The following is a 10,437-nucleotide window of genomic DNA, read 5'->3' as shown; positions in this document are numbered from 1 at the left end:
GGAATATTTGAGAAACTTGAGAAACTAAGTCAAAATGATTATGACTTTTTTAGAATGACATTGCAACAAAATTATAACAAATAAGAAACTGTAAACACAGTGTGTCTTAAGACGTTAAGAATAAAACCAGCAAGAAGGTAAAAAAGAAAGAAGCAGTTTTTTGAATTTTAGATGTTACCGCAATTGGTTTCCTTTCCTAAAATTTGTTTAAATTATTTGCAATATTAATATAAACGAGATATTAATGATGAGGAATCAAAAAGGCATACTGAATATAATTTGTACAAAATATTTGCAGTATTTAAAAATGATGATTCTTATATAAAAAGTTTAAAATGCCAAAATGTACAGCTGCTAAACTGTATAACTGCTAAAGCATCAAAACATAAAAAGAATGCAGGGACGCGATCACTACATCTTTTTATTCCGTAAGCGTTTATGTTTTTGCGGTCAACTGCTACTCTATGTTTCCAGCTTTTCAGCTCCCTATTTTCGAATATTGGACGAGGCATTTTCATCAGAGTCGTAATGCCGACCGAAACTCTCACAAATCATATTGGTTCTTGTGGCAGCAACACCTATCCGTTTGTTCAAGCGGCCACAAGAGTAACATGATTGGCTGGTGGCATTGGCTTTAATCTCTTCGATATGAACTCCATTTTTAGCTGCACCTTCTTTCAGCGTATGCAACAGTAGGGATGGGGCAACTATCTTCTGGTGGAGTTTGTTGACTTTAATCTGTATGCACTGTAGGTTGAGCAGATTCAGTTTTTTGATACAGATTATCCGGCTTTGTTCGGCAATTCTGTTGGCGAACGTATAGTAGAGCTGTCGTCTTGCAGCTTTCAATTTGCGGTAGGTATTTTACCATTCCATGCGTAGCCGCTCGGTACGTTTGAGCCAAATGGTATCTTCGCCATTTGTACCAATTGGTTTTTACATTAGGCTGTGTTTTAGTAATCTATCGATTTCAATTATTTGCAAGGGAAAAGACAAATTATTTTCCGGTTAGGAATAAACCTATCCTGTTGAATACCTTAAAGCCAAGTACGCCTATCAACACTATATTAAAACACAGCCTTTTTTAATATAGTAGACACAATTTTTCCATATTTATGAAGACTATGGTTTCTTTAAGATTCGTATTTTAATACTTTCTATTTCTAGAAAATTTGACTAAAATAACTCAATTATAAAAAATTGCGCGATTTTGGTATTTATCATGAAAATTTCCAGACCTCCGGAATTTACCCTGTTGCAACAGGAATATATGCAGCATCTCACTGAAAGAATGACACAAATTGCCAAGCTGCTGAATTCTTCCTCAAACAATCCTGATATAGACATTCCCGATTTTCTTGCTGAAATCAAAGATTATTCCGAATTCTCCGTGACCGATGAAAACGGAACCTATCTGCATTGGGACAAATTTCGCCGGATTCACACGGAAGACACGCGGATGAAGTGGCGCGCCGTCAAGGAAAGCCGTAAGAAAATCCAAAAACCGATTGATTTTCCGTTTAACCACCAATTCAGATTCTGCATTCCCGATTCTTTACAGGCACGGCTTCATTTGATTGACAAAAGCTGCGGCAGCACTATCGGCACGTCCAGCTTGGGCGGTTTCGGCAGAAACGAGCAAAACCGGTTCCTGCTCAAATCGCTGATTATGGAAGAAGCGATTACATCCGCCCAACTGGAAGGTGCGGCCACCACGCGCAAAGTGGCCAAGGACATGCTCAAATCGCAGCGCAAACCCAAAACCAAAGACGAAATCATGATAGTGAACAACTATCATCTGATGAAAAAAGCGGTAGAATTGAAAAATACGCCGTTAAGCGTTGAAATGATTTTGGATTTGCACCGCATTGCCACCGACAACGCCATTGAAAACGGGGCAGAACCCGGGCAATTCAGGCGGGACGACGAAATCTTTATCGCCGATAACGACGGCAACAGCCTGTACCAACCACCGCCGCAGGGGCAGGTTCATACGCTGATGGAAGCGGTATGCACGTTTGCCAACAACACTTATGACGGCGTGGAAAATCCGTTTATCCATCCGGTTGTCCAAGCCATCATCCTGCATTTCCTGATTGGCTACATCCATCCGTTCGGCGATGGCAACGGGCGGACGGCGCGGGCTTTGTTCTATTGGTTTATGCTCAAAAACGGCTACTGGCTGTTTGAATACATATCCATCAGCCGCCTGCTGAAAAAAGCCCCTGCCCAATATGCCAAATCCTATCTGTATGTGGAAACCGACGATTTGGATTTAACCTATTTCATCTATTACCAATGCGGCATCATCAAGCGGGCGGTTGCTGATTTGGAGCACTACATTTCCGACAAACAAAAACACCAACAGGAATTCAAAGCAGCGATTGCCCAATATACTGAAAAGATAGGAAAGTTGAACCAACGGCAAATTGGTATCCTGCAAAAAGCAGTGGAAGAAAGCGGAAAAATCTTTACTGCACTAGAAATTGCCAACCAATACGGCATCTCCCTGAATACTGCCCGTAGCGATTTGAGCAAACTGGGAGAATATAGATTCCTAGTACCGTTCAAATCAGGAAATGCTTTAGAGTATGTTGCTCCTCAGGATTTATTGGAAAGGATAGAAAAAAAATAGTTTGCTAACCTAAAATGCAGCTTTAACCGAGTCAAAATCAATACAGTCCGCACCTTCAAAAAGAAGCTGCGGACTGCTTGCTTTTTGCTCTACAAATAATCTTTGTAGCTAATTTAACCAAGATTGTAGCAATTTTGCTTTCCGAGCAAGCAGGGTTAGAAAATTCGATACTTTTAATTATTGGCTGTGTTTTAATATGATGTTGATAGGCGTGTTTGGCTTTAAGGTATTCAACAGGATAGGTTTATTCCTAACCGGAAAATAATTTGTCTTTTCTCTTGCAAATAATTGAAATCAATAGATTACTAAAACACAGCCATAAATTTTCATCCGGGCATTTAATCCCCTATCCCTTCAATGTCGGGAACATAGGCAGCATTGTCGAATTTGGTAAACTGCCCCATCCATGTCAGGAAAACTTTTCCGACCGGGCCGTTACGGTGTTTGCCGATAATACATTCCGCTAGACCTTTCATCTTCGATTCCTGATGATAATATTCGTCGCGGTACATAAACATAATCAGGTCGGCATCCTGCTCGATAGCACCGGATTCGCGGAGGTCGGACATCATCGGGCGTTTGTCGGTACGCGATTCGACCGTCCTGCTCAACTGAGACAAAGCGATGATAGGAACCTGCAATTCTTTCGCCAACGCTTTAAGCGAACGTGAAATTTCTCCCAGCTCCGAAGCACGGTTGTCCGAACGCCCCGAACCCGACATTAGTTGCAGGTAGTCGATGACGATCAATCCCAATTTTCCGTTGAACTGACGTGCAAGACGGCGGGCACGGGCGCGCAGTTCAAGCGCAGTCAAGCCCGGTGTCTCATCGATATACATAGGTGCATCGGAAAGCTTGACGACGGCCTCGTTCAACCGTCCCCAATGTTCGTCCGCCAGCCTGCCTGTTTTTAAAATACTCTGATCAAGCCGTCCGACGGAACCGAGCATACGCATAACCAACTGCGCACCGCCCATCTCCATCGAGAAAACGGCAACCGGCAGCTTGCCTTCGATGGCGACATGTTCGGCAATATTGATGGAAAAGGCGGTTTTACCCATAGAAGGACGGCCGGCGACAATAATCAAATCTCCCGGCTGTAGGCCCGAGGTTTTTTTATCGAGGTCGATAAAGCCTGTTGACACACCGGTAACTTCATCCGGATTATCGCGTGAATAAAGCATGTCGATGCGCTCGACCACTTCTTTCAAAAGCGCAGGCATCTCGAGAAATCCCTGCTTGGATTTAGCCGTGCTTTCTGCAATTTGGAATACTTTGTTTTCTGCCTCATCCAAAAGCTGACCTGCATCCCTGCCTTGTGGATTGTAGGCGCTGCGGGCGATTTCCGTTCCCACTTCGGCGAGTTGGCGCATAATGGAACGCTCGCGCACGATTTCGGCATAGCGCCGGATGTTGGCGGCAGACGGAGTATTTTGCGCCAGGGAAATCAGATATTCGAATCCCCCCGCCGCTTCCAGCTCTTCGTTCCGCTGCAAATCCTCCTGAACCGTGATGACATCAGCAGGACGGCTCTCATTGATCAGTTTGGCAATGGATCGGAAAATCAGGCGGTGTTCATGCCGGTAAAAATCCTCTCCCGAAACCACATCGGCAATCCTGTCCCATGCCGGATTTTCCAGCATCAAACCGCCCAAAACAGACTGCTCCGCCTCCATTGAGTGCGGCGGAAGCGACAATGAGCCGATTCCTCCGTCTTCAGACGGCATGGCTGTGTAATCGTTCATGGTACATCCTATCTATTGTGCCGAAATTGCAATCTTCTATTGTAGCGTAAAGCAGGTTCAATTGGTTTCCGTACCGCAAAACAGGTAGAATACGCGAGCTGCCGGGTTAAATACCTTCCTCAACCATCACAGTTAACATAGGAAATAATCTGGCAATCTGAGAATCGGCTATCCACCTGTTTGTCCCTTCAGTCCTAAGCATACCTGAATCTTTAACCCAAATTGTTCCATCCTTGTCCTTAAAACGTGTGCCATTAGAAATCTTTTCCCATTCGGTTAAAACGACTTTTGCATTTTTGTTTTCAGGATTTTTGACCCCATTATCTGTAGCCGCATCTTCAAATCCCCAACGTTCCTCTACGGCTTTTTTCAGAATATTTAGCCTATGGGCTTTAGTCACGTTCTGACCTTTTGCAATGAGCGAAGCGATATATGCTTCCGCCCTGACCCGTATCGTTCCGGCTTCCAAATCAGTCATTCCGGCAAAAAGTTCCGATTGATTTTCAAGAGGGATGTCTTTCGACCCTATTTTATGTAGGATTGAGAATGTAAAACCTACAATTTTTCGTCCTTCTTTATGCTGCTCGTAGGTAATGGAAATATCCGTTTTATCATTGATCTGCTTGACGGCGAAATCCAAAACCTTACGTTTGAATAGCTCCATTTTTTGATACTCGTCAGGCATCACACCCAAACGTTCGCGCAACTCCATTGTACTGAACATCGGTGTCTTACCGGCTGCACGCCATGAAATAATAATTTCGTAGAGCCGCACCGCGTATTTACTGCTCAACGATGAGACCTGATCAAGCTCGTAGCTTGTGAAGTTTTTTTCTAGCATCGTAATCAAAGGGGCAACATTTGGTGCAAAAACTAACTCTACCGTTGCCTGTTGTTCAATATAGGCGACCTGAGATACCCACCTTGTCCGTACTACCTTTTCCCCTTTTGGTGTTTTTTCGATAAAACTGAATTGGCGTTCAAAAAGGTTGTTACAGGCATCTTTCAAAGCCTTATACGCCGTATTGCGGTTGGTATGGAAATTATTCATGTAACTGCTGGCTGTAATGGTCAACCTGTCATTTGCGGTAATCCCCTTTCCCGTAGTCCTAGCCTCAATAATGGACAACAGTATTAACCTCTGCTCCACCAGTTCAAGATTGTAGCTGGCATTGATTAACGCATTGTCTTTAACAACAAGGTTTTTAACAGCCATAACAGATGGTTCCGCTAAATAAAAACAATATGCTACCTTTGTATGATTAGGGTGTCAAATGATCAGTTAATTCTTGAACCTTATGCACGCTAAAAGGTGTGATATACCTGCAAAACGGTGTGCCATTTCCCGACAGACGGTGCTGCATTGCACGGTAAACGGTGTCAAATAAAACGACAAAAGGTATGATATTGCCCGATAAACGGTGTGATATATCCTAACTTACAACAGCAATATCTTTGAAATTCAATATATTCTTTTGAAATATACAGACCGAAAAGAGAAAGGGGTTAAAAGACTAAAATGAAAAACTCACTCTATTTTTTTGTTATTCAAGGGTTAACCCCAAGACTGTTGCACGCCAAACGGTGTTATATAAGTTTTTAAAGGGCAGCACATAAAGCATCATCCTGATTTAGAAAGGAACGAATGTCCAAGCGACGGGTTTCAACCGGTAAGGAATCTTGCACACCAAAAGGTGTTATATTGAGGGTGTTTATATAGAATTTATTATAAAAATATATACATATCAATATATTAAAATAGCAGCATAAGTGAATTTTTTAAGCACGAAAAACGGTGTTATATCTTTGGCTGAAATCACATTTGCAAGACAATCAATCCTGAACCTTACATTAAAAGGCACACTGCTATGTGTGCTGCCCTTATTTTTGAGGACATTTATTAACGCCTTCTTAGCGGTACTTGGACATTCGTCCTACGTGTTAACGGCCCACCACACCTACAGGTAGGGTTCCAGCTAACAAAAATTTTTGATGAAATTTAGCACATTATATGGTGTGATATTGAAGGCAGTATTGCCGATTATTTAGAATAAAATCTATATACATCAATTAATTAAATTAATAACTAGGAGGAATTTTTCAAGCACGATAAATGGTGTTATATCAATGTCAGATATGTTGTTCACAGCTTGTTTTACACGAAAACAGGTGTGATATGTCTATTTTCCCATCTGTTTAGTCTTGCACGCCAAAAGGTGCGATATACCTGCAAAACGGTGTGCTATTTCCTGATAGACGGTGCTGAATTGCACGGCAAACGGTGTCAAATAAAACGACAAACGGTGTGATGTTGCCCGATAAACGGTGTGATATATGCCATGATGGCGAGATAAACCCATTTAAATACAGAACACTAGACAAATAAAAAGACTGCTAAAAAATAGAAAAGGTGTTAAAAGATTAAAATTAAAAAACAACCCCTATTCTTTATTTTTTAATATAGGCAAACGAAAAGGAATCATGTATTTCATGATTCCTTCTTAAATCCTGTATCAACCTAATATCAAAACACAGCCAAGGTTAATTTGAAATATACGCAAAATTTTAAATTTGTCGATAATCTGTTCTTGTAACTACAAAAAAAACATCACACAATCTGATTATGCGGTAGTTTTTATTCGCAACTTACCACTAGACGTTCAAGCAAACCATCCGATACGATGTACTCTAAGGTATATCCATCTTTGAATTGGGTAGTTAGAAACCCACGAATAGACAAAACTTTCAAATCCTTTCGGACGGTGACATCCGATAGTCCGTGTTCGCTCATCAGAAGGCTGACAGTGAATATCTTTGAATGGTATTCAAGCAGTTACCTCAGAATATTCAACTGCCTTGCACTCAAATCCGTTATCGGATCTCCAACCATCGTCTGCAATAGGTTTTCTGGATGCTTACGGTGCAATAGAGGGAATGTTGGAGGCTTGATTATTTTCATTAGCCTCCGATACTCGTACTCGGATTTCAACTTCCGTTTCGTTCCAAATACTCTCTGACGGCTTGAGCAACCATATCGTTTTGGGTGATACCGTGTCTTGCACAATGAATTTTAACCCTGACGTGCATGGAAACGGGGATGGGGACGGTAAGGCGGGCCTGACGCTCTTCCATTGTATTAAAGTTCGGTTTTTCTTCTTGAGGTTGAGGGGATTGTTCCGCCGGTTTTTCATCTTCTGCCGTATTGCCGGACAGCCAAGCAGACATATCTTTTTCTTTAACAGCCATTTATTTGTCCTTTCTTAAAGCAAGAATTTCATTAACAAGGTTTTCTATTTCAGTTACGGCAGGAGAGCGCGGATCGACTTCTCGGACGGACAAACCCCTTGTTCCGGCATCTGCAAAAATAGCTCGGGAAGAGATAAGTGTGTCGAAAAAAGACCAATCTTTCTCTTTAATATCCTGAAAGATGCCCTTTGCAACCTTGGTGTTTTTGGCAAAAGCATTGAAACAGATTGCGGAGATAATAGATGGTTTGAAATTCCGTGCTTCATCTACGAGCTCTTCCATCTCCTTAGTTGCCCATTCGTCGTATCCTGATGCCCGCATAGGCATCACGATAACATCACTGGTGATGATGATGTTTTTAGCCAAGGAAGTCATGCGGGGCGGGCCGTCGATAATAACGAAATCGTAGCCGTTTTCTTCCTGCATTTTGGGAATCTGCTGGGAAATGCTGGTATTGGGCATACCGATAACATTGTAGAGTAGGGGTTTGTCTTCGGGACGTTCACTGGCTCCGCGCATCGCCGTGCCTTGCGGGTCTGCATCTACAAACAGTGTTTTAAAACCACGGTAGGCCAATTCTGCGGCAACATTGGTACTGACGGTCGTTTTACCTGTTCCGCCTTTCTGATTCAGAAAAGAAATAATCATCTTATAGACCTTTGGGTAGGGTGCAGGCAAGTGTACACCTCAAAATTAATTTAAATATATTATTTCATTAAAGCTAGTACATTGCAACTATAAATTTAGCAAAGTTATACTACTGTGAAACTGCGCAACTGCTAAAATGTAAAACAGCTAAACTGGTAAGAATATAAAAAAGAGAAGCCTGAAGGATTCTCTTTTAAATTACCTCCACAATTGCCATAATTGCCGCGTCCGTTTTATGAGCGTGTAACTAAGGCAGACACACTTAGCCTGTTGGCGGCTTTCAACAGGTTCAAACACATCGCCTTCAGATGGCTTTGCGCACTCACTTTGAGCAGTCCGAAGTAGGCTGCCCGCGCATAGCGGAACTTAAGGTGCAGCGTACCGAAGCTTTGTTCGACCACATAACGGGTTTTCGACAAATATCGGTTGCGTTTGGTTTGCACTTCCGTCAGCGGACGGTTGCGGTGGGCTTTGCGCATAATGCCGTCTAACAACTGATGCTCTTCCAGATGTTGCCGGTTTTACGCACTGTCGTAGCCTTTGTCGGCATAGACGGTCGTATCTTTGGCTATCCCTTCCAGCAAAGGCGAGAGGTGGTTGCACTCATGGGTATTGGCGGGGATGATATGCAGTTTCTCGATATAGCCTTCCTCATCGGTACGGGTATAAGGTAACGGGTTCTTTGACGGTTCAGGTAGTGTTCGATAGGCTGCCAATCAATCACCTAATCCAACTTCAATAGTGGGAAGCGGTCGATGTGTTTGGCAATCATGGCTTGTGCGGTTTGCCGGAACAAGGTGCTCATGAGAAATCCCCTAAATGTCTTGGTGGTAATTTAGGGGATTTTGGGGGGATTTTGCAAAGGTCTCAGCCCGTGTATTGGATTGACCGGGCGGCCGGCGGCGACGGCACCCTTACAGGACAAACAGGTTTTAGGGGAGAGTCTTTTGCTGAACTTGCCGTTCATACGACCTTGCAGGAGCATTAGGGCTTGAATCAACCTACGTTTGCTTAATAATTTGCTATTTATAGATAGTTTTTTATTTTAAAAGCTATTCTTTCACTCCAACGGAAACAGATAACACATTTTCTTCATTGTCGAGTAGAGATATATCAATAATTTTATCTATTTTATTATTAAAAAATTTTAAACAGTAAAAATTAGGCTTGTTTATTAATTCTAGCCAATTACTAATATTTTTTCTTTTAATAATAAATAAAGGGAATAATTCTATTGGTGTTTTAGCTGAATCATTTATTCCACCATAAAAGTATACATATATAATATTATTTTCCTCTGGTATAAAAAAATTTAATATTTCATTTTTTATCGATAAGCTAAAATTTACTTTTGATAATTCTATACTTTTATAGGATACGAAAACACGATTGATTATTTCACACGAAAATGGATATGGAATAAATTTTTCAGAATTCAAAATCAAACTATTCAAAAAATAATTTTCTTTCATTTTTTTTATTAAATTATTCTGTTTTAAAGTAAAAATCTTATCTTTTAAGGCAGTCATAATACTATTTCCTATGTTGTACAGTTACATTATCTTTGTAGTATTTCCAAGAAAATGTACCATTCCCATTTTTTCTTTTTTGAACAAGATTTCCATCCATTTTTGCGGTACCTACATGCCAGTGTGGACAAGGATGATTTGCATCAGAGGGATGGTGTGAAACAATGAGTGGTGTTCGTGAACCATTTGGATTTTTATACATATATTGTTCCCAGTTAGGTATTATATTTTGTGCAATAGGGGTTGAACTTGTTGGAATACCAGCTTCTTTTAAGGCAATAGTTCTAGCTGCATTTTTTGTGGGAAATTGTGAACAAGGGTCTTGCTCGTCTTTATTGCATCGCCCAACAGCAGTATGCGATTTTGACCGGGAAGCAACAATCGCAGCCGCTGCATTGTTAGCAGCCGCAGCATGTTGATGCCCAGTAGTTGCTACTGAACTGCCAAAGCCGCCAGAACTGGGAATAGTTCCTGCAAAGCCGAATAATCCTAACGGGTCAACCCACCCCTTTACATTCGGTGCAAACTGATAAACGTTAAAGCCGCCTTCCAACCCAATCGGATCCTGATTCACAAACCGCCCGATGTTCGGTTCGTAATACCTGAAGAAATTGTAATGCAGCCCCGTCTCACG

Annotated in this window: 8 protein-coding genes and 1 pseudogene; 1 reads left to right on the top strand and 8 read right to left on the bottom strand. The window is 41.7% G+C overall.

Annotated elements, in window-relative coordinates; translation table 11 throughout:
* Positions 1–486: 486 nt before the first annotated feature.
* Entirely contained in the window at positions 487–690 is a 204-nt protein-coding gene (locus tag Q9I99_RS10855) for a zinc ribbon domain-containing protein (RefSeq protein WP_234403248.1), read from the bottom strand.
* 580 nt (positions 691–1,270) lie between these two features.
* Between Q9I99_RS10855 and Q9I99_RS10850 the strand changes: the two genes are divergently transcribed.
* Positions 1,271–2,635 carry a Fic family protein gene (locus Q9I99_RS10850; protein ID WP_301667248.1) on the top strand — a complete coding sequence of 455 codons (1,365 nt, stop codon included), beginning with the start codon at positions 1,271–1,273 and terminating at the stop codon, positions 2,633–2,635.
* 338 nt (positions 2,636–2,973) lie between these two features.
* On the opposite strand, the gene dnaB is transcribed toward Q9I99_RS10850, so the two are convergent.
* From dnaB to Q9I99_RS10815, 7 genes and pseudogenes are all read right to left on the bottom strand, one after another.
* On the bottom strand, positions 2,974–4,380 hold the full coding sequence (dnaB, locus tag Q9I99_RS10845; protein ID WP_301667249.1) for a replicative DNA helicase: 1,407 nt from the start codon (positions 4,378–4,380) through the stop codon (positions 2,974–2,976).
* Between the two features lie 106 nt (positions 4,381–4,486).
* Positions 4,487–5,596, bottom strand: coding sequence for a replication initiation protein RepM (repM, locus tag Q9I99_RS10840; RefSeq protein ID WP_301667250.1), 1,110 nt, complete (start codon positions 5,594–5,596; stop codon positions 4,487–4,489).
* Positions 5,597–7,365: 1,769 nt separating this feature from the next.
* Positions 7,366–7,626 carry a hypothetical protein gene (locus Q9I99_RS10835; RefSeq protein ID WP_025457413.1) on the bottom strand — a complete coding sequence of 87 codons (261 nt, stop codon included), beginning with the start codon at positions 7,624–7,626 and terminating at the stop codon, positions 7,366–7,368.
* Positions 7,627–8,274, bottom strand: a complete 648-nt coding sequence (gene parA, locus Q9I99_RS10830; RefSeq protein ID WP_025457414.1) for a ParA family partition ATPase — start codon at positions 8,272–8,274, stop codon at positions 7,627–7,629. It abuts the gene before it with no gap.
* 233 nt (positions 8,275–8,507) lie between these two features.
* Positions 8,508–8,942, bottom strand: a pseudogene (locus tag Q9I99_RS10825) (transposase); the annotation flags it as partial.
* A 384-nt stretch (positions 8,943–9,326) separates the two neighbouring features.
* Positions 9,327–9,803, bottom strand: coding sequence for a hypothetical protein (locus Q9I99_RS10820; RefSeq protein WP_301667251.1), 477 nt, complete (start codon positions 9,801–9,803; stop codon positions 9,327–9,329).
* A 4-nt stretch (positions 9,804–9,807) separates the two neighbouring features.
* Positions 9,808–10,437, bottom strand: a 630-nt coding sequence (locus Q9I99_RS10815) for an RHS repeat-associated core domain-containing protein (RefSeq protein ID WP_301667252.1), incomplete at its 5' end; no start/stop codon positions are given.

The organism is Neisseria basseii, from assembly GCF_962707005.1.
GTDB lineage: Bacteria > Pseudomonadota > Gammaproteobacteria > Burkholderiales > Neisseriaceae > Neisseria > Neisseria bergeri.
The sequence above is the reverse complement of the archived record's forward strand: the minus strand, read 5'-3'. Positions and strand labels throughout refer to the sequence as shown.